This window comes from Roseateles sp. GW821-FHT09H11, assembly GCF_059415845.1.
The window spans coordinates 354,466-373,953 of record NZ_JBWKOA010000006.1 but is presented as its reverse complement, the minus strand read 5'-3'; the positions used below and the strand labels follow the sequence as shown (position 1 = coordinate 373,953).

The window sequence follows — 19,488 nt, the reverse complement described above, 5'->3', positions numbered from 1 at the left end:
GTGCGAGGTCGCGGGACGGCGCTGCGTGTTGATCAGCCCTCGCCGTCGCGCTTCGTCGCGACCAGGGTCTTGGGCCCGCCGACCTGCAGGCGAGGGCGGCCCGTTTCCTCCTCGGCCAGCGGCTGCACCTCGACCAGACTCGCATGACAGCGCCGTGCCAGGTCTTGATAGGTCTCGGTGCCGACGCGCTTCCAGCGGATCTCGTCGTCCGTCAGCGGCCGCATCACCTTCGCCGGCAGGCCCGCGATGAGCGACTTCTCCGGCAGCTTCAGCCCCGCGCGCACGAACGCGCAGGCCGCGACGATGCTGTACGCGCCGACCTCCGCCTCGTCCATCACCACCGCGTTCATGCCCACCAGCGCGTCGTGCCGCACCACGCAGCCGTGCAACACCGCGCCGTGGCCGATGTGGCCGTTGGTCTCGACGACGGTGTCCGAATCCGGGAAGCCATGGATCACGCAGGTGTCCTGCACGTTGGCGCCCTCCATCAGCCGGATGCGCCCGAAGTCCCCCCTCAGGGAGGCGCAAGGCCCCACATAACACCCCGGACCGACGATCACGTCCCCGATCAGCACCGCCGTCGGGTGGACGTAGGCGCTCGGATGGACGACCGGCGAGAGGCCGTCGATGGCGTAACAGGGCATGGGACAGCTCCTTTTTAGGTGGTAACCCTAGGTTTCCGACCTTGTCTTGCGATGCGATGGCTCGTAGTATCTACCGACCGGTCGGTAAATAGAAGCCGACCCATAAAAGCTGAAAAAGCTGAATCCATCGACGGCCGAGGAGACAAGCCGAATGAGCACCGCCAACACGACCCCATCCACCGCTGCCGAAGACAGTCCGCTGCTGATCAGCACCGAGGGCGCCGTCCGCGTCCTCACGCTGAACCGGCCGCAGGCGCTGAACGCATTCACGACCGGCCTGCTCGGCCAGTTGCGGATCGCGCTCGACGAGGCGGCGCACGACGAGACCGTGCGGGCGGTGCTCATCACCGGTGCCGGCCGCGCGTTCTGCGCGGGCCAGGACCTGTCGGATCCCCACATCAAGCCGGAGTTCGACGAGCACTCCGGCGAGGTCGATGCCCACAAGAAGCCCAAGGCCAAGGACATCGGCAACCTGCTCGACCACTACTACATCCCGCTCGCGCTGCGCCTGCGCAGCATGCCGGTGCCGACCATCTGCGCGGTCAACGGCGTGGCCGCGGGCGCCGGCGCAAACTTCGCGCTCGGCTGCGACCTCGTGCTGGCGGGCCAGTCGGCGTCCTTCATCCAGGCCTTCTCCAAGATCGGGCTGGTGCCCGACTGCGGCGGCACCTGGCTGCTGACGCGCCTCGTGGGCCGCGCTCGCGCGATGCAGCTGGCGCTGCTCGGCGACAAGCTGCCCGCCGCCGACGCGCAGGCCTGGGGCCTGATCGCGCGCTGCGTCGCCGATGCCGAGCTGCAGAGCGAGGCGATGGCCACCGCGCAGAAGCTCGCGAAGATGCCGACCAAGGCGCTGGTGCAGACGCGCGAGGCGCTCGACGCCTCGATGGACCTGGAGTTCGAGGACGCCCTCAAGCTCGAGGCCCGGCTGCAGAGCCAGCTCGGCTATGCGCACGACTATCTCGAAGGCGCCGCCGCTTTCCTGACCAAGCGGTCCCCGACCTTCAAGGACCGCTGATGAGCGCGACCCGGGATCCCCTTATGGATGCGCAGCGCGTGGCCGAAGCGGTCCGCGACACCATGTTCGCCAACGACCGGGCCTCCAAGGGCCTGGGCATGCGCATCGATGCGATCGGTCCCGGCACCGCGACGCTGTCGATGACGGTGCGCGAGGACATGCTCAACGGCTTCGACATCTGCCACGGCGGCTTCGTGACGACGCTGGCCGATTCGTGTTTCGCCTTCGCCTGCAACTCGCACAACGAGGTGACGGTCGCCTCGGGCTTCGCGATCGACATCGTCGCGCCGTCCCGGCTGGGCGACGTGCTGAGCGCGCGCGCCACCGAGATCTCGCTGGCCGGGCGCACCGGCGTCTACGACATCCGCATCACCAATCAACGCGACGAGCTGATCGCGGTCTTCCGCGGACGTTCCTACCGCATCAAGGGCAAGCCCGTGGTGCCGGAACTGGCGACCGCGCGCTGAGCGCGCCCGCCCAGGAACGACGAGACAGGTTAGGAGACAGACCCCATGACGGTGAAGACCTTCCGGCCCGAGGACCTCGAGCCCATCGAGCGCGCCAGCCAGGACGAGCTGCGCGCGCTGCAGCTCCAGCGCCTGAAGTGGTCGCTGAAGCATGCCTACGACAACGTGCCGCACTACAAGGCCGCGTTCGATGCGAAGGGCGTTCATCCGGATGACCTGAAGGACCTGGCCGACCTGCGCCTGTTCCCGTTCACGACGAAGAAGGACCTGCGCGACAACTACCCGTTCGGTCTCTTCGCCGTGCCGCGCGAGCAGGTGGTGCGGGTGCACGCGTCGTCAGGCACCACCGGAAAACCAACGGTCGTCGGCTACACGCAGAAGGACATCGACACCTGGGCCGACCTGGTCGCGCGATCGCTGCGCGCCGCCGGCACCCGCAAGGGCGACATCGTCCACATCGCCTATGGCTACGGCCTGTTCACCGGCGGCCTGGGCGCGCATTACGGCGCCGAGCGGCTGGGCTGCACCGTCATCCCGATGTCGGGCGGCCAGACCGAGAAGCAGGTCCAGCTGATCCAGGACTTCAAGCCCGACGTCATCATGGTCACGCCGAGCTACATGCAGGTGATCGTCGAGGAATTCGTGCGCCAGGGCCTGGACCCGCGCGCGTCCTCGTTGAAGACCGGCGTCTTCGGCGCCGAGCCCTGGACCGAGGCGATGCGACGCGAGATCGAGCACAAGGCCGGCATCGACGCGGTCGACATCTACGGCCTGTCCGAGGTGATGGGGCCAGGTGTTGCCAGCGAATGCATCGAGACCAAGGACGGTCCGGTGATCTGGGAGGACCACTTCTATCCCGAGATCATCGACCCCGAGACCGGCGAGGTCCTGCCCGAGGGCTCGGAAGGGGAACTGGTGTTCACCTCGCTGAGCAAGGAGGCGCTGCCGGTGATCCGCTACCGCACGCGCGACCTGACGCGGCTGCTGCCGCCGACCGCGCGCAGCATGCGGCGCATGGGCAAGATCGTCGGCCGCAGCGACGACATGCTGATCATCCGCGGCGTCAACCTGTTCCCGACGCAGATCGAGGAACTGGTGCTCGCCGAGCCCGGCCTGTCCGGCCAGTACCAGATCGTCGTCAGCCGCGACGGCCACCTCGACGAGGTCGAGGTGCGTTGCGAGCTGTCGGCCGCGGGCGGCGGCGATGCGTCGGCGATGTCGAAGTCGCTGCAGCACCGCATCAAGACGCTGATCGGCGTGTCGACCCGGGTGACGGTCGGCGCGCCGGATTCAATCGAAAGAACGCTGGTCGGAAAAGCCCGCCGCGTTGTCGACCAGCGACCGAAGAACTCGTAACCCGTCGGACGGCGTCCGACGGCCACGCGGCGGTGTCCCACAAGGACGCCGCTTCGAAGCAGGAAGCAAGGAGCATCCATGTACACGCAAGCCATGAGCGTCGGTCCGCAGGACCAGGCGACCAAGCTGCAGACTGCTGAAGAGCAGCAGCGCAACGAGGCCTTCGAGGCCCGCATCGACGCGGGCGACTTCATCGAGGCCAAGGACTGGATGCCGGAGCACTACCGCAAGACGCTGGTGCGGCAGATCAGCCAGCATGCGCATTCGGAGATCGTCGGCATGCTGCCCGAGGGCAACTGGATCACGCGCGCCCCGACGCTCAAGCGCAAGGCGATCCTGCTGGCCAAGGTGCAGGACGAGGGCGGCCACGGGCTCTACCTCTACTCCGCCGCCGAGACGCTGGGCACCAGCCGCGACCAGATGCTGGACGCGCTGCACACGGGCAAGGCCAAGTACAGCTCGATCTTCAACTACCCGACGCTGACCTGGGCCGACATCGGCGTGGTCGGCTGGTTGGTGGACGGCGCTGCGATCATGAACCAGGTGCCGCTGTGCCGCTGCTCCTACGGCCCGTATGCGCGCGCGATGATCCGCATCTGCCGCGAGGAGTCCTTCCACCAGCGCCAGGGCTACGAGAGCCTGCTGGTGATGATGCGCGAGGGCACGGCCGCGCAGAAGGCGATGGTCCAGGACGCGGTGAACCGCTGGTGGTGGCCGTCGCTGATGATGTTCGGACCGGCGGACAAGGATTCGCCGAACTCCGAGCAGTCGATGCGTTGGGGCATCAAGCGCCTGACCAACGACGAGCTGCGTCAGAAGTTCGTCGACGCGACCGTGCCGCAGGCCGAGCTGCTCGGCGTGACGCTGCCCGACCCCGATCTGAAGTGGAACGCCGAGCGTGATCACCACGATTTCGGCGCGATCGACTGGAGCGAGTTCTGGCGCGTCGTCGGCGGCAACGGCCCCTGCAACACCGAACGCCTGGGCACCCGCGTCAAGGCCTGGGACGACGGCGCCTGGGTCCGCGACGCCGCGCTCGCCCACGCGAAGAAGCGCGCCACCGAAGCCAAGGCGGCCTGATCGAGCGCCCCCGCGCATCCGTCATCACGCCGTCTCCGCCACGAACCGTTCAGAGCACCCGAATCATGAGCATCAACCAAACGACCGGCGCCAACGAATGGCCCCTGTGGGAAGTCTTCGTCCGCAACAAGGCGGGCCTGGACCACAAGCATTGCGGCAGCCTGCACGCGCCCGACGCGAAGATGGCCCTGCAGATGGCCCGCGACGTCTACACCCGCCGCCAGGAAGGCGTGAGCATCTGGGTCGTGCCGTCGTCGGCGATCGTCGCGTCCGATCCGGGCGAGAAGTCGATGTACTTCGATCCGATGGAGGACAAGGTGTACCGCCACCCGACCTTCTACGACCTGCCCGAGTCGCTCGACCACATGTGAGGACCGGACGATGAGCACTTCCGTCCAACCCGGCCAACGCGCGGACGTCCAGTACCTGCTGCGCGTCGGCGACGCCTGCCTGGTGCTGTCGCACCGCATCTCCGAATGGATCGGCCACTCGCCGATCCTGGAAGAGGACCTCGCGCTGGGCAACATCGCGCTGGACCTGCTGGGCCAGTCGCGCGCGCTGCTGACGCGCGCCGGCCAGCTCAACGAGCAGCCGCTCGACGAGGACCAGCTCGCCTACCTGCGCGAGGAACGCCACTACCTGAACCCGGTGATGATGGAGCTGCCGCGCGGCGACTTCGCCTTCACGCAGGCCCGCAACCTGATCGCCGCCTGCTGGCTGATGCCGATGTGGACGCGGCTGCAGGCGTCGAGCGACGCCGAGGTCGCCGCCATCGCCGCCAAGGCGGTGAAGGAAGTCCGCTATCACCAGCAGCACGCGGCCGAGTGGGTGGTGCGCCTGGGCGACGGCACGGACGAGTCGGCGCTGCGGATGAAGGACGCGCTTGCGCAGCTGTGGCCCTACGTCAACGAGCTGTTCGCGTCGGACGACATCGATGCCGCCGCCGAGGCCAGCGGCCTGGGTCCCGCCTGGTCGTCGCTGAAGCCCGACTGGGACGCGGCGATGGACGAGGTCCTTGCCGAGGCGCGCCTGGCGCGGCCGAAGGACACACCGCACGTCTATACCGGCGTGCGCGGCGTCCACAGCGAGCACATGGGCCACATGTTGGCGACGATGCAGTCGCTGCAGCGCACCTACCCGGGCGGGGTGTGGTGATCCCCGGATCGCCGCGAACACCGATGAACACGCCATGAACGCCGCCCCGACACCGTCGCATCTGAACTGGCTGTCGTCGTTGACGCCGGTCGGACCGCGCTCGCCGTCGTCCGATGGCGGCGCGACGGACCTCGGCTGCGGACGCCTGTCCGCCGCATGGGAGGTGCTGTCGCAGGTGCTCGATCCCGAGGTGCCGGCGGTGTCGCTGGTCGAGCTCGGCATCGTGCGCGACCTGGTCGAGACCGCCGACGGCGTCGAGGTCGTGCTCACGCCCACCTACTCCGGCTGCCCGGCCACCGAGGTCATCGAGCAGAGCGTGCGGGACGCGCTCGCGCGCTTCGGCACCGTCACCGTGACGATGCGCCGCGCGCCGGCCTGGACCACCGACTGGATCACCGACGAAGGCCGCGAGAAGCTGCGCCAGTACGGCATCGCGCCGCCGGGGCCGGTTGACGTGGGGCAGGGCGTGCCCATCCGCATCGTCCGCCGCCGCCAGACCATCGCCTGCCCGCGCTGCGGCAGCGCGCACACCGAGCAGTTGTCCGCCTTCGGCTCGACCGCGTGCAAGTCGCTGTACCGCTGCGTCGCCTGCCGCGAGCCGTTCGAACATTTCAAACCGATCTGAGCCCGGATGCCGATCGACCAGATCCCGCCGACCACAAGACGCCGAGCCACCGCCATGAGCCTGCATTTCCACCCGCTGCGCCTGAGCGCCAAGCACCAGGACACCGACGACGCCGTCGTGCTGTGCTTCGACGTGCCCGAGGCGCTGCGCGAGACCTTCCGCTTCACGCAAGGCCAGTACCTGACGCTGCGCGGCGATGTCGACGGCCAGGACCTGCGCCGCTCCTACTCCATCTGCGCGGGTGTCGACGACGGCGAGCTGCGCGTCGGCGTCCGTCAGGTCGACGGCGGCGCCTTCTCCACCTGGGTCCACCGGCACCTGAAGGCCGGCGACGAGGTCCAGGTCTTCCCGCCGCAGGGGCGTTTCCACGTGCCCCTGGAGCCCGCCGTCGGTCGGCATTTCGTCGGCATCGCGGCCGGATCGGGCATCACGCCGATCCTGTCGATCATGAAGAGCGTGCTGGCCCGCGAGCCGCTGAGCCGCTTCACGCTGATCTACGGCAACCGCCGGCCGGCGTCGACGATGTTCAAGGAAGAGCTCGAGGACCTGAAGAACCGCTACATGACGCGGCTGACGCTGCATCACGTGTTCTCGCGCGAGCATGTCGATTCGCCGCTGATGGCGGGCCGGCTGGACCAGGCCAAGCTGAGCGACTTCCTGAGCGGTCCCGTCCCCGCGGCCGGCATCGACCAGGTCTTCGTCTGCGGCCCGTTCGAGATGAACGAGCAGGCCGAGGCGGCGCTGCGCGCGGCCGGCGTGCCCGAGGAACGCATCCACATCGAGCGCTTCGGCACGCCGGAGATGCAGACCGGCCGCCCGGCGCCGCACGAGGTCCATGAGGAGGACGCGGAGGCCGCCAAGGTCGTCGTGATCCGCGACGGCGTCTCGCGCGAGATCGAGTTCCGCAAGAGCGATCCCAGCCTGCTCGACGCCGCGGCGCGGGCCGGCATGGACGTGCCGTTCTCCTGCAAATCCGGCGTGTGCTCGACCTGCCGTTGCAAGCTGATCGAAGGCGAGGTCCGGATGGATAAGAATTTCGCCCTTGAGAAGCACGAAGTGGCGGCCGGATTCATCCTGAGTTGTCAGGCGCATGCCCTGACCCCGCGCGTCGTGATCTCGTTCGACGAACGCTGATTCACAAGGAAAACAACACCCATGGCCCGAGGTCGAGCTCCAGGATTCGATGCCACCCGCGAGGAGATCCTCGCGCAGGCTGCCCGACTGTTCGCCAACCAGGGCTACCCCGCGACCTCGATGAACCAGGTCGCCGAGGCCTGCGAGGTCAGCAAGCCCACGCTGTACCACTACGTCCGCGACAAGCATGAGCTGCTCGCGCAGATCTGCCAGAACCATCTGCAGCACCTGGTCGACCTGGTCGACGAGGTCAGCGCGCAGCAGCTGCCGCCGCCGGAGCACCTGCGCGGGCTGATCCACCGCTTCGTGCAGGCTTACGGCGAGGCGCAGAACGAGCACCGCGTGCTGACCGAGGACCTGAAGTTCCTCGACGACGAACACCGCGAGCGCATGGTGGCGGTCGAGCGCCAGGTGGTCGGCCGCTTCGCCGACGCGGTGGCCGCGGTGCGGCCGGAGCTGCGCGGCGCCCACCTGCACAAGCCGCTGACCATGCTGCTGTTCGGCATGATCAACTGGACCTTCACCTGGCTGCGGCCCGACGGCGCGCTGACCTACGAGGCGGTCGCGCCGATGGTGGCGGACCTGTTCTTCGGCGGGCTCGGCGCGGTCCGCACCGAACTCACCGATCCTTCGGCGCGCCACGAGCGCAACGAACTCGACCCGGCGGCGCCGCAAGTCTCATGAAGGCTTCGCGGAGGACCATCGCCCCCGACATGCAATCCAAGCAGTGCTTGCAGTCATCGCAGTAGCAGTACCTCATTGACCTTGCGTTCCTGAAAAACACATTCCGAAGGAGACAACATGAAACGCATCGAGAAGACCCTGCTGGCCATGGCCATGACCGGTGCCGCGCTGATGGGCGCGGGCGGCAGCGCCTGGGCCGACATCAACGTCGGCGTGACCGTGTCGGCCACGGGGCCGGCCGCGTCGCTGGGCATTCCCGAGAAGAACACCTTCTCGCTGATGCCCAAGACCATCGCCGGGCAGAAGGTCAACTACATCATCCTGGACGACGCGTCGGACACGACGACGGCGGTCGCCAACACCCGCAAGCTGATCACCGAGCACAAGGTCGACGTGGTGGTCGGCTCGACGGTCACGCCGAACTCGCTGGCGATGATCGACGCGGTGTCGGAGGCGCAGGTGCCGATGATCTCGATGGCCGCCTCGGCGCGCATCGTCGAGCCGATGGACGCGAAGAAGCGGTGGGTCTTCAAGACGCCGCAGAACGACATCATGATGGCGCTGGCCATCGCCAGCCACATGCAGGCGCAGGGCGTGAAGACGGTGGCCTACGTCGGCTTCGCCGATGCCTACGGCGAAGGCTGGTACGGCGAGTTCAACAAGGTCGCCGCCAGCAAGGGCCTGAGCATCGTCGCCAACGAGCGCTACAACCGCACCGACACCTCGGTGACCGGCCAGGTGCTGAAGATCATGGCGGCCAAGCCGGACGCGGTGCTGGTCGGCGGCAGCGGCACGCCGGCGGCGTTGCCGCAGAAGACGCTCAAGGAGCGCGGCTACCAGGGCAAGTACTACCAGACCCACGGCGTGGCCAACAACGACTTCCTGCGCGTCGGCGGCAAGGACGTCGAGGGCACCTTCCTGCCCTCGGGCCCGGTGCTGGTCGTCGATCAGCTGCCCGCGGACCATCCGGCCAAGAAGAGCGCCAAGGCGTACGTGACGACTTATGAGGGCGCGTACGGCAAGGGCAGCGTGTCGACCTTCGGCGGCCATGCGTGGGATGCGGGACTGCTGCTGCAGGCGGCGATTCCCGAGGCCATCAAGAAGGCCCAGCCCGGCACGCCGCAGTTCCGCGCGGCGCTGCGCGATGCGCTCGAAGGCGTCAAGGAACTGCCGGCCGCGCACGGCGTGTTCACGATGTCGCCCAATGACCATCTGGGTCTGGACCAGCGCGCGCGCGTGATGGTCAAGATCGAGAACGGCACCTGGAAATACCAACCCTAATTTCGCCGACGCTCGGCTACTGCGCGGGCCGATCTTGGGCCTGCGGTGCTCGCCATACAGGAGTATGGCTGCGCGCCTCAGGCCCAACCTCGACCCGCTCGCTACGCCGCTCGTCCGCGAAATATCCTGCGATTGACGTTGTGAGAATCCTATGAGCGCTACCCCCGTTCTTCAGAGCTTGATTGCTGGTCGCTGGATCGGCGCCACCGCCGCGCGCGGCCTGCACAGCGCCGTCAACGGACGGTTGGTGACGCAGACCCATGCCGAGGAGATCGACTTCGGCGAAAGCCTGCACTTCGCGCGCCGGCAGGCGCTGCCGGCGCTGCTGGCGCTCGACTTCCAGCAGCGCGCGGCGATCCTGAAGGCGCTGGCGACCTATCTGCAGGAACACAAGGAATCGCTCTACGCGATCTCCGCGCACACCGGCGCGACGCGGCCCGATTCGTGGATCGACATCGAAGGCGGCTTCGGCACGCTCTTCGCCTACGCGTCGATGGGCCGCCGCGAGCTGCCGTCGAGCAACATCGTCCATGAAGGCCCGGCGCAGGCGCTGGGCAAACTCGGGCAGTTCATGGGCACGCACGTGCTGGTGCCCAAGCGCGGCATCGCCGTGCACATCAACGCGTTCAACTTCCCGATGTGGGGGATGCTGGAGAAGTTCGCACCGAGTTTCCTCGCCGGCATGCCCTGCATCGTCAAGCCGGCCACCGCGACCAGTTATGTCGCCGAGGCCTGCGTGCGCCTGATCGAGCAGTCCGGCCTGCTGCCGGCCGGCGCGTTGCAGCTGGTCATCGGCGGTTCCGGCGATCTGCTGGACCGGCTGGAGGAGACGGATGTCGTCACCTTCACCGGCTCGGCGGACACCGCGGCGCAGCTGCGCGTCAATCCGAACCTGATCCGCCGCTCGGTGCCGTTCAACGCCGAGGCGGACAGCCTCAACTGCGCGATCCTGGCCCCGGACGTGGTGCCCGGGGATCCCGAATTCGATCTCTTCGTCAAGGAAGTGATGCGGGAGATGAGCGCCAAGGCCGGCCAGAAGTGCACGGCCATCCGCCGCGCGATCGTGCCGGCGGCGCAGATCGATGCAGTGGCCGCGGCGCTGCGCGAGCGGCTCGCGAAGATCAAGATCGGCGATCCGGCCATCGAGGGCGTGCGCATGGGCGCGCTGGCGTCCAAGGCGCAGCAGGCCGACGTGGCCGAGCGCCTGGCGCAGCTCGCGCAGGGCAACGAGGTCGTCTACGGCGAGCGCGACGGCTTCGCGCCGGTGGGAGAGGGCGTCGGCGACGGCGCCTTCTTCGCGCCGACGCTGCTGCTGTGCCGCGACGCGATGAACAACGAGGCCGTCCACAACGTCGAGGCCTTCGGGCCGGTGTCGACGCTGATGAGCTACAACGACTTCGACGAAGCGCTGGCGCTCGCCGCCAAGGGCCGCGGCAGCCTGGTGGGATCGGTGGTCACGAAGACGCCCGCGCTGGCCGCGCAGGCCGTCTATCACGCGGCCGCCTTCCACGGCCGACTGCTGGTGCTGGACCGCGACGCGGCCGGCGAGTCGACCGGCCACGGCTCGCCGCTGCCGATGCTCAAGCACGGCGGCCCGGGCCGCGCCGGCGGCGGCGAGGAACTTGGCGGCATCCGCGCCGTCAAGCACTACCTGCAACGCTGCGCGGTGCAGGCCTCGCCGACGATGCTCACGGCCATCACCGGCGAGTACGTGCGCGGCGGCAAGGTCACCGAGGACGCGATCCACCCCTTCCGCAAGTACTTCGAAGAGATCCAGGTCGGCGACTCGCTGCTGACGCATCGCCGCACGGTGTCCGAGGCGGACATCGTCAACTTCGGCGGCATCAGCGGCGACTTCTTCTACATGCACTTCGACGAGGTCGCGGCCAAGGACACGCAATTCGGCCAGCGCATCGCGCACGGCTACTTCGTGCTGTCGGCGGCGGCGGGCCTGTTCGTGTCGCCCGCGCCGGGACCGGTCCTCGCCAACTACGGCCTCGACACGCTGCGCTTCGTGAACCCCGTGGCCATCGGCGACACCATCCAGGCGCGACTCACCTGCAAGCGCCGCATCGACCGCGGCAACCGCCCGGACCAGCCGCCGCAAGGCGTCGTCGCCTGGGACGTGCAGGTCACCAACCAGCGTGGTGAGCTCGTGGCGAGCTATGACATCCTGACCTTGGTCGCGAAGAAGAGCGCCTGACCTCGCGCGGGGCCGCCGCCCCCCCGATCGCACGGGGACAGCCTGGACGCGGAAGACTAGACTGCCTCGCGACCACCTGGGGAGGCGGCATTGTCAGGCTTGGAAACGTTCCCGATCGACGAAGCGCGATTGAGCCAGCTCAAGGGAACGCGCGGCGGCCGGATCGCGCTCAACGGGTTCGAGTACCAGCGGGCCTTCGCGGTGCTTCGCCTGGCCGCGATGGTCCTGGGCCGGGCCGTGTCTCCGGTGGATGGGCACGTGCCTGTACGGCTGCGCTACGAGTGGGCCGAGGACATCGACGAGATCGACCGTGATGGCCGGATCGTCCTGTGGCAATGCAAGGTCGGCGACCACTGGGCGACCGCTGGCAAGCTGGCGGAGTTGCTGCTGGCCTTCGCGCCGAAATGGCTGTGGATCGCGCCGCACAAGCGGGCCTTGCTCCAGCTCCGGCTGGTCACCCCGGACCTTGCCTACAAGGTGCATGCGATCAGGTCGGGCGAACTGCCCGGGTCGGCACGGGACGCCGCGCGGGTGCACTTCCTCAGGACGGTGCTCACGCCACCGACGGAGGGCTCCGATCGAGCGCATTGGCAAGCGGCAGCGATCACGCATGGTCCCGAGGCGCTCTTCGACGAACTGTGGTCGGCGACCGCCGTGCTGTACATGCCCAACGAGGCGGTCGATGCGGCGGCGGATCGGCGTTACGCCGAGCAGGAGGCGATGAAGGAGCTGGCGGCGGGCGGCCTGGGCCTGGACCCCGCCCCCGGCGCCCTCGATGGCGTGCTTCAGGCGCTGCGGGCGCTGTTGTCGGTGATGCCCGTGTCCGACCGCAGTCCCGACGGAACGATCAACTGGTGCCAACAGGAACCTCAGCAACTGCTGACGCATCACGTCTCCGATCGCCTGTTTCCGTTCACGGCGCGCGCGATCGGACTGGAGTGCGGACTGGATCTGGTCGATCGCACGCGGCTCCGCAAGCTCCGACAGGACCAGTTCCGCCCCTGGTTCGTGGCTCGGCGCGCCGACTGGGGCGACGTCGTCGCCGGCGGCGAGGATTTCAACGGCTTCTTCGAACGCAGCGATACGCCCGGCCTGGTCGCGCGTCTGGGGCAGGCGCTGGCGCTGAGCCTGCGCCGGGAGGGCCAGTTGCGTGTGCAGTGGCTGGTGGGCGCACCGGGCACGGGCAAGAGCACCCTGGCCCTGCGCGTTGCCACGCTGCTCGCGCTGGACGGCGCCTGCGTGGTGCTCGACGGGCGCTTCATGCAGGACCAGGAGACCAGCGCTTGCAACCGCATCGTCGACTCGGTGCGCGCGGTGACCGGAGACCATCGGCCCGTGCTCCTGCTGCTGGACGATCCGCTCGGCGCCAACAGCGGATGGCCGCGCATCCTCAAGGAGCTGGGCAAGCGGCCGCTTGCCCTGGTCGTTCTCGCCGCGACGCCCGACCTGCTGCTGGAGAACAGCGAGCATCTTCTGGAGAACATCGACGAGCTGCCGCGGCACGGGGTCGCGCGGCCGGACGATCGCGAGCGTCTCGCGCTGGCCGAGATCTATCCGGGGCATCGCGACTGGTTGATGAAGACCGAGGAGGACCTGCTGATCCTGGCCATGGTGGCGCAGGCCGGCAAGCCCTTCGACTCGATCGTCAAGGGCATCTGGAAAACGCTCAACGATGGACGCAAGCCGCCCGCCCGCGCGACCTTCAAGGACTTGTCCTGGGAGATCGCGGCATTCACGCTGGTCGCCTACTTCCATCGCGCCTACGCGGTCTGTCCGCTGCTGCTGCTGGAGGCTTTTCTCCCGCTCGCCACCGAGTCCGGGCACGCCGCCGGCGAGAGGCTCTCGCATCTGGTCAGCGCGCAGGGATGGCACATCTTCCAGATGCACGAGCTCGACCACAAGCTCGGGCGGGCCTGGTCGGGCGTGGCTTCCATGCATGCGCGGGTCGCCGACATGGCCTGGCGCCATCGACCCGTGAAGACGGGCGAGATGGAACGCCTGATCGCGACGGCGTCTGTCGAGGCGGCCGGCAGCGCCCGGCTGCTGGGCATCGCACTGGCCACGCTGCGCCTGTATGCCGCCCAGGATCCGGACGGCCGCATGCCGGCCTTCGACGAACTGATGGTGGCGATCGCCACGGCTTGGGCCGAGGCGCCCGAAGGGAAGTTGGAGACGCGCAACCTGTTCAGCCTGGTCATGCAATGTCACCAGGGGGGCATCAAGGTGCCCGCGTCCTTGCGGCAGGCGCTGTCGAAGCGGGCCGCGGCGCTGGACTCGCAGAGCTGGCTGGCGCAACTGGCGTTGTGGATCGTGGACGGCGACCAGGCGGCCGAAGGCGGTCGGGACCGCCTGGCCCGCGTCATCGCTCAGGCCGACTTCTCGATCGCCGCCGGTCGGGCCATCTCGTTCGTCGGCAGGCTGGTCCGGAACGACCAGGCGCTGTTGGCGGCCGGCGTCGAGCGGCTCTGGCACAGCCTCGACGAGGGACTCGACCGGAGCGCCCAGTCGGCCTTGATCACCTGGCTGCTGAAGTATGCGGACGAGGCGTCGACCCGGCGGCGCCTGCAGATCCTCCGTGCCTGGCTCTCCCGTCATCCGGACGAGCACACGGTTCGCACGGCGCTGATCTCATGGATGTCCAAGACGGGAGCGCCGGACCTGCAGGAGGAACTCGCCCGCTTCCTTCGTCACTTGCGGTCCGGTCCGGCGTTCTTCACGCCGGCGTCGGCGGCTCTGACCGCCATCGGCAAGCTGGACCACCCCGATCCCCTGTTGATGATTCCCTGGATGGCGTGGGCGTCGGACACGCTGGAGCACAGCCGCGGCCAGTCTGAAAGGCTGGTGTGGAACTCGGTCGGTCGGTTGCTGGTGCGAGCCCGGCGGCAGGAAGGCGGGTTGGCGGTCAATGCGGATGCGGCGCAGTCGCCGCGAGCGGCGTTCGTCGACGCCAGGCGTCGGCTCGAGCGGGTGGCCGAGGAGTGGCGCCGTCGCCACGGGGAGGCCGATGACTCAAGCTCCGGACGCTGGCGGGGGCATCCCGGCCCTCGCCGGCGCGGTCATCGCTGATGCTGCTGGTGGATGAAATCGATCAACGCGCGCAGCGTCGCCGGGATGTGTCGATGGCCCGCGTAATACAGGCACAGCGCCGGTAGCGGAGCCGCCCAGTCGTCCAGCACGCGGCGGAGCCGGCCGGTCGCGAGATCGTCGGCGACATACCACTCGGCGATCTGCGCGAGCCCCAGTCCCGCGCGCGCCGCCTCCAGCATCAGCAGCGGCGAGTCGAGCACCATCGGTCCCGGCACGTCGAGCGTCTCGCTCGCGGCGGCTCTGCCGCGCTTCGCGCGCGCAAACTCCCACGGGGACGGCAGTCCGCTCGGCATCCGCGCGCGGATGCAGGCATGGCGTGCGAGGTCCGCGGGCGTCGCTGGCAGGCCGTGGCGCTCGAGGTAATCGGGCGCACCGACGACCGCCATCCGCAGCGGCAGGCCGATCGGCACGCGGATCATGTCGCGCGGCACCTGCGGCGCGAGCCGCAGTCCCGCGTCGAAGCCCTCGGCGACGATGTCGACCAGCCGACCCTCGGTGACCACATCCAGCGTCACGCCCGGATGCCGGCGCAGGAACTCCGCCAGGATCGGCCGGAACACCATCTGCGCCGCGCCCAGCGAGCTGTTCAGGCGCAAGGTGCCGGTGGGCGCTCCCGCACGATCGTCGGCCGACGCGACGGCCTCCTGGATCTGCGCCACCGCCGGACCGACCCGGTCGATGAAGCGCCGCCCCGCCTCAGTGAGCGACACGCTGCGCGTCGTGCGATGGAAGAGCCGCACGCCCATTCGCGCCTCCAGCCCCGCAACGGCGTTGCTGACGGCGGAAGTCGACATCTCCAGTTCCACCGCCGCCGGCCGGAAGCCCTGCCTGCGCGCGACGGCGAGCACCACCTCGAATTCGGTCAGGCTGTCCTTCTGCATGCCTGCATTGTTCTTTGAATCGGGATGACTCGTCCATCATTGGACGGCTTATCGACATGGACGCCGCTGCCTACATTCCTCTCAACGAGCCACGGCGTGTCGCTGAGGTTCATGCCGAAAGGACAAGCCATGCGGAACTTCGACCAGAATTACATCGACGGCGCCTTCGTTGCCGTGACCGGCGACGAGGTCGTCGACATCATCGATCCCGCCACCGAGGCCGTGGTCGGTCAGGCCCGGCTCGCGCATCGCGACGATGCCCGTCGCGCCGTCGAAGCCGCGATGCGCGCCCAGCCGGCCTTCGGGCGGACTTCCGTCGCGGAGCGCGTCGCGATGCTCGAGCGCCTGCAGGCCGCGATGCTGGCGCATGCCGAGGACCTCCTGGAAGCGACGATCACCGAGTACGGCGGTCCGGTCGCCCGGGCGCAGTGGGTCGCCAATTACGCGTCGCAGTGCTTCGGCGACGCGGCGCGCGCGCTGCCGAGCTACGCGTTCGAACGCCGCGTCGGCGCATCGACCGTGGTGATGGCGCCGGTCGGCGTGTCCGGGCTCTTCGCGCCCTGGAACAGCACCGCCGGCACGATGGCCAGCAAGCTCGCGGCCGCCATCGCCGCCGGCTGCGCGACGGTGATCAAGCCCAGCGAGCTGAGCCCGTGGCAGGTGCATGTCGTCGCTCGCGCGATCCACGCGGCGGATCTGCCGCCGGGTGTCGTCAACATCGTGACCGGCCGCGGTGTCGACGTCGGCGCCGAGATCGGCACGCATCCGGGCGTCGCGAAGCTGTCGTTCACCGGCTCGACGCCGACCGGCAAGCTGATCGCGCGTGGCGCCGTCGACACGATGAAGCGCGTGAGCCTGGCCTTGACCGGAAAGTCGGCCTCGCTGTTGCTGGACGACGCGGATCTCGATGTGGCGCTCCCCCTCGCGCTGGCTGCGGCCTTCATGAACAGCGGGCAGGCCTGCGTGGCCGGCACACGCTTGCTGGTGCCGCGTGCCCGGATGCCTGAGGTCGTCGAGCGGATCCGGTCCGCCGTCGCCGCGATGCGCGTCGGCGATCCGCGCGATCCGGCGACGACGATCGGTCCGATGGTCAGCCGCGCGCAGTACGAGCGCGTCCAGCATTTCATCCGCCGCGGCCTCGACCAGGGCGCGACGCTGATCGCTGGCGGAGAGGGGCGGCCGGACGGACGCGATCGCGGCTGGTTCGTGCGTCCGACGGTCTTTGCCGATGTCCGCAACGACATGGACATCGCCCGCGAGGAGATCTTCGGCCCTGTGCTGTCCGTGCTCCCGGTGGACTCGGAGGACGAGGCGATCAAGGTGGCCAACGACTCGCCGTATGGGCTGCAGGCTTACGTGTTCTCCGCCGACGCGGACCGCGCGCGACGCGTGGCCTCACAACTGGAGGCGGGCACGGTGCTGATCAACCGCGTCGCGCCGGACCTGCTGGCGCCGTTCGGCGGCGTCAAGCAATCGGGCGTGGGCCGGGAGTTCGGCGTGATGGGCATGGAGGCCTTCCTGGAACCGAAGACGATCACCACAGCCTGAGGCGGCCGGCACGGCGGAGGGCCTTCGCGGGATCGGCAAAGCCGAATGCCGGGCAAGGAAGTTCGACCTTGAGCCGCGTGCGCGGTCCGCCCACACTGAGGCCTCTGTTGACCCCACTTCGAACTGCCTTGGATTTCCTCACTACTCCCGTCATCGCCGGTCTGTTGTTCACCGGCACCCTGGCCCTGGTCGCGCTGATGGCGTGGAAGGGCGGCAGCGAGCGGCGAGACGTCACCTTCCTCGCTTCCGCCGCCGGTCTGGGCGGCGTCTGCACAGCGATCGCCGCGGTCGTCTGAGCGCCCCTGAAGCCGGCGCGAAGAGCGCACGCCACAGGCGCCGGTTTACGCTCCGTTGCGAAGTCGACGCCCCTGACGGCCGCGTGTGAATCGGTGCCGCGCCAAAATGTGACGAACGATTCAGTGAGAGGAAGGGAAGGGCATGCGCGTCTTGCTCGTCGAGGATTCCGAGTTTGTTCGCGAGCAGTTCCTGCGATTGTTCGAGGGACTCGATTTCGTGGAAGTGGTGGGCTACGCGGACAGCGAGGAAGACGCCGTGCAGGCGATCTCGGTGCTCAAACCCGATGTGGTGCTGCTCGACCTGAACCTGCAGGTCGGCTCCGGCATGCATGTGCTGCGGCGCGCACGCGCCGGCGGCTACACCGGCAAGCTGTGGGTGCTCAGCAGCCGCGACCCCGACTTCTACCGCTCGCTGTGCGAGAAGCACGGCGCCGACGGCTTCTACGACAAGGCGCATGAGCAGCTGCAGCTGCTCGACGACCTGCGCGTGCTGGCCGGCGAGAAGCCGCTGTTCTGAGGCGCGCGGCGCTCGCGACTATCGCGTCGAAGGGGCCATCGCGGGGATGGCGCCGCTCAGGGGCCGCAGCCGGCCATGGCCATCAGGCCGTCGACGTGCAGCAGCGCGACGGACAAGGGGTCCGACGCCAGCGACGCCCCCATGACCAGCACGCCCAGGCCCACGCGCAGCGCCCGCGCCGATCGCGGCAGCGGGCGGCAGGCCGAGATGAGGAAGGGCGCGCCGACGCCGAGCATGAAGAGCGCGGTCAACAGGGCGTGCAGGGCGGTGTCCATGATGACCGTTCAGCCCAGCGCCGCGACACCTTGCAGCGTCCCACCGGCCGGTTCGTGATCGGGCAGCCCGGCCATCGCGAGATCCAGGTCCGACATCAGGTCGGACACGTTCTCCAGGCCGACCGACAACCGCAGCAGATCCTCGCCGATACCGGACTGCCGGCGCTCCGCCGCCGACAGCCTGCCGTGCGTGGTCGAGGCGGGATGGGTGATCATGCTGCGCGTGTCCCCGATGCTGGTGGCGATGGAGATCAGCCGCAGCGCATCCACCACCGACCACGCGCCCTCGCGGCCCCCCGGGACGCGGAAACCCACCACGCCGCCGAAGCCCGATTGCTGCGCCGCCGCCAGCGCATGCTGCGGGTGTGTCGCCAGGCCGGTGTAGACCACGGCGGCGACTTTCGGGGACGCCTTCAGCCAGCGCGCCAGCTGCATCGCGTTGGCGGAGATCGCCGCCATGCGCAGATGCAAGGTCTCCAGGCTCTTGAGCAGCAGCCACGCGTCCATCGCGCCCAACGAGGCGCCGGTCACGCGCAGCACGCCGCGCAGGTCGGCCATCAGCCGCTCGGCGCCGACCGCGACACCCGCCACCACGCGGCCGTGACCGTCCATGTACTTGCCCGCGGAATGGATGACGATGTCGGCGCCCAGGCGCAAGGGGTTCTGCTGGTACGGTGTGAGCAGCGAGTTGTCCACCGCCAGCAGCGCGCCGCGCGCATGGGCGAGCAGGGAGATGGCCTCGATGTCTCCCACGTTCTGCAGCGGGTTGGACGGCGTCTCCATGAACGCGAAGGCGGTGCGATCGTCGATCGCGGCGTCCCATTGCGCCAGGTCGGTCAGGTCGACGACGCGCACGTCGACGCCCAGTCTGCCGAAGTGATGGCGGAAGGCCATGAGGGTCGTGCCGAAGACATCGCGGGAACAGACGATGTTCCTGCCGGTCGCCACCCACGCCTGCGCCATGGCCACGATCGCCGCCATGCCCGACGAGAAGGCGACCGCCGCCTCCGCGCGCTCCATCGCCGCGATGCGTCGCTCGAGCGCCTGCACGGTCGGGTTGGAGAAGCGCGAGTACACGTTCCCCGCGGCCACGCCGCTGAACTTGCGCGCCGCGTCCGCCGCCGAGGCGAAGACATAGGCCGAGGTGATGGCGACCGGCTCGCAGTGCGCGTCGCTGAGGTCCTGGAACTGGCCGGTGCGGACGGCGTTGGTGAAGGATTGGTGATCCAAGGCAGCTTCC

19 protein-coding genes are annotated in these 19,488 nt (G+C 68.9%); 15 read left to right on the top strand and 4 right to left on the bottom strand.

The genetic code is table 11. The features are described from left to right. Positions 1–32 precede the first annotated feature (32 nt). Entirely contained in the window at positions 33–644 is a 612-nt protein-coding gene (locus tag AC07PR_RS21240) for a phenylacetic acid degradation protein PaaY (RefSeq protein WP_495136472.1), read from the bottom strand. Positions 645–795: 151 nt separating this feature from the next. On the opposite strand from AC07PR_RS21240, the gene AC07PR_RS21235 reads away from it, so the two are divergent. From AC07PR_RS21235 to AC07PR_RS21180, 12 genes are all read left to right on the top strand, one after another. Continuing rightward, positions 796–1,659 (top strand): enoyl-CoA hydratase-related protein, encoded by an 864-nt coding sequence (locus tag AC07PR_RS21235; protein ID WP_377156600.1) that lies wholly within the window; start codon positions 796–798, stop codon positions 1,657–1,659. After that, positions 1,659–2,126, top strand: coding sequence for a hydroxyphenylacetyl-CoA thioesterase PaaI (paaI, locus tag AC07PR_RS21230; RefSeq protein ID WP_377156598.1), 468 nt, complete (start codon positions 1,659–1,661; stop codon positions 2,124–2,126). Before AC07PR_RS21235 ends, paaI begins: the two co-directional genes overlap by 1 nt. A 45-nt stretch (positions 2,127–2,171) precedes the next feature. Further along, positions 2,172–3,482, top strand: a complete 1,311-nt coding sequence (paaK, locus tag AC07PR_RS21225; protein ID WP_431102346.1) for a phenylacetate--CoA ligase PaaK — start codon at positions 2,172–2,174, stop codon at positions 3,480–3,482. Between the two features lie 78 nt (positions 3,483–3,560). Then, a complete protein-coding gene (paaA, locus tag AC07PR_RS21220; RefSeq protein ID WP_377156594.1) occupies positions 3,561–4,562 on the top strand; it encodes a 1,2-phenylacetyl-CoA epoxidase subunit PaaA in 1,002 nt (333 codons plus the stop codon). A 65-nt stretch (positions 4,563–4,627) separates the two neighbouring features. Further along, entirely contained in the window at positions 4,628–4,933 is a 306-nt protein-coding gene (gene paaB / locus AC07PR_RS21215; RefSeq protein ID WP_377156593.1) for a 1,2-phenylacetyl-CoA epoxidase subunit PaaB, read from the top strand. Between the two features lie 10 nt (positions 4,934–4,943). Continuing rightward, positions 4,944–5,717, top strand: a complete 774-nt coding sequence (gene paaC / locus AC07PR_RS21210) for a 1,2-phenylacetyl-CoA epoxidase subunit PaaC (RefSeq protein WP_495136471.1) — start codon at positions 4,944–4,946, stop codon at positions 5,715–5,717. Positions 5,718–5,751: 34 nt separating this feature from the next. Then, on the top strand, positions 5,752–6,342 hold the full coding sequence (gene paaD / locus AC07PR_RS21205; RefSeq protein ID WP_495136470.1) for a 1,2-phenylacetyl-CoA epoxidase subunit PaaD: 591 nt from the start codon (positions 5,752–5,754) through the stop codon (positions 6,340–6,342). Between the two features lie 54 nt (positions 6,343–6,396). After that, on the top strand, positions 6,397–7,476 hold the full coding sequence (gene paaE, locus AC07PR_RS21200; RefSeq protein WP_377156589.1) for a 1,2-phenylacetyl-CoA epoxidase subunit PaaE: 1,080 nt from the start codon (positions 6,397–6,399) through the stop codon (positions 7,474–7,476). Positions 7,477–7,497: 21 nt separating this feature from the next. Continuing rightward, complete coding sequence (locus tag AC07PR_RS21195; protein ID WP_297530878.1) at positions 7,498–8,160, top strand: TetR/AcrR family transcriptional regulator; 663 nt, start codon at positions 7,498–7,500, stop codon at positions 8,158–8,160. Between the two features lie 117 nt (positions 8,161–8,277). Then, entirely contained in the window at positions 8,278–9,441 is a 1,164-nt protein-coding gene (locus AC07PR_RS21190) for an ABC transporter substrate-binding protein (protein WP_377156587.1), read from the top strand. 151 nt (positions 9,442–9,592) lie between these two features. After that, the gene (gene paaZ, locus AC07PR_RS21185) at positions 9,593–11,644 is read left to right on the top strand and encodes a phenylacetic acid degradation bifunctional protein PaaZ (protein WP_495136469.1); all 2,052 of its coding nucleotides are present in this window, start codon (positions 9,593–9,595) and stop codon (positions 11,642–11,644) included. Between the two features lie 99 nt (positions 11,645–11,743). After that, positions 11,744–14,710 (top strand): hypothetical protein, encoded by a 2,967-nt coding sequence (locus AC07PR_RS21180; protein WP_495136468.1) that lies wholly within the window; start codon positions 11,744–11,746, stop codon positions 14,708–14,710. Here the strand turns inward: AC07PR_RS21180 and AC07PR_RS21175 are convergent. Next, entirely contained in the window at positions 14,701–15,612 is a 912-nt protein-coding gene (locus AC07PR_RS21175; protein ID WP_495136467.1) for a LysR family transcriptional regulator, read from the bottom strand. The two genes, AC07PR_RS21180 and AC07PR_RS21175, sit on opposite strands and share 10 nt — an antisense overlap. Before the next feature lie 129 nt (positions 15,613–15,741). Between AC07PR_RS21175 and AC07PR_RS21170 the strand changes: the two genes are divergently transcribed. The 3 genes from AC07PR_RS21170 to AC07PR_RS21160 all read left to right on the top strand — a co-directional run bounded on the left by AC07PR_RS21170 (position 15,742) and on the right by AC07PR_RS21160 (position 17,973). Continuing rightward, positions 15,742–17,160: an aldehyde dehydrogenase family protein gene (locus AC07PR_RS21170; RefSeq protein WP_495136466.1), complete on the top strand. Its 1,419-nt coding sequence runs from the start codon at positions 15,742–15,744 to the stop codon at positions 17,158–17,160. A gap of 128 nt (positions 17,161–17,288) precedes the next feature. Then, positions 17,289–17,456, top strand: a complete 168-nt coding sequence (locus AC07PR_RS21165) for a hypothetical protein (RefSeq protein ID WP_377156579.1) — start codon at positions 17,289–17,291, stop codon at positions 17,454–17,456. 142 nt (positions 17,457–17,598) lie between these two features. Then, the gene (locus tag AC07PR_RS21160) at positions 17,599–17,973 is read left to right on the top strand and encodes a response regulator (RefSeq protein WP_331617228.1); all 375 of its coding nucleotides are present in this window, start codon (positions 17,599–17,601) and stop codon (positions 17,971–17,973) included. Between the two features lie 56 nt (positions 17,974–18,029). On the opposite strand, the gene AC07PR_RS21155 is transcribed toward AC07PR_RS21160, so the two are convergent. Together AC07PR_RS21155 and AC07PR_RS21150 are read right to left on the bottom strand one after the other, a co-directional pair. Next, a complete protein-coding gene (locus tag AC07PR_RS21155) occupies positions 18,030–18,248 on the bottom strand; it encodes a hypothetical protein (RefSeq protein ID WP_377156576.1) in 219 nt (72 codons plus the stop codon). Between the two features lie 9 nt (positions 18,249–18,257). Continuing rightward, positions 18,258–19,478: an aminotransferase class V-fold PLP-dependent enzyme gene (locus tag AC07PR_RS21150; RefSeq protein ID WP_495136465.1), complete on the bottom strand. Its 1,221-nt coding sequence runs from the start codon at positions 19,476–19,478 to the stop codon at positions 18,258–18,260. Between the last annotated feature and the right edge of the window lie 10 nt (positions 19,479–19,488).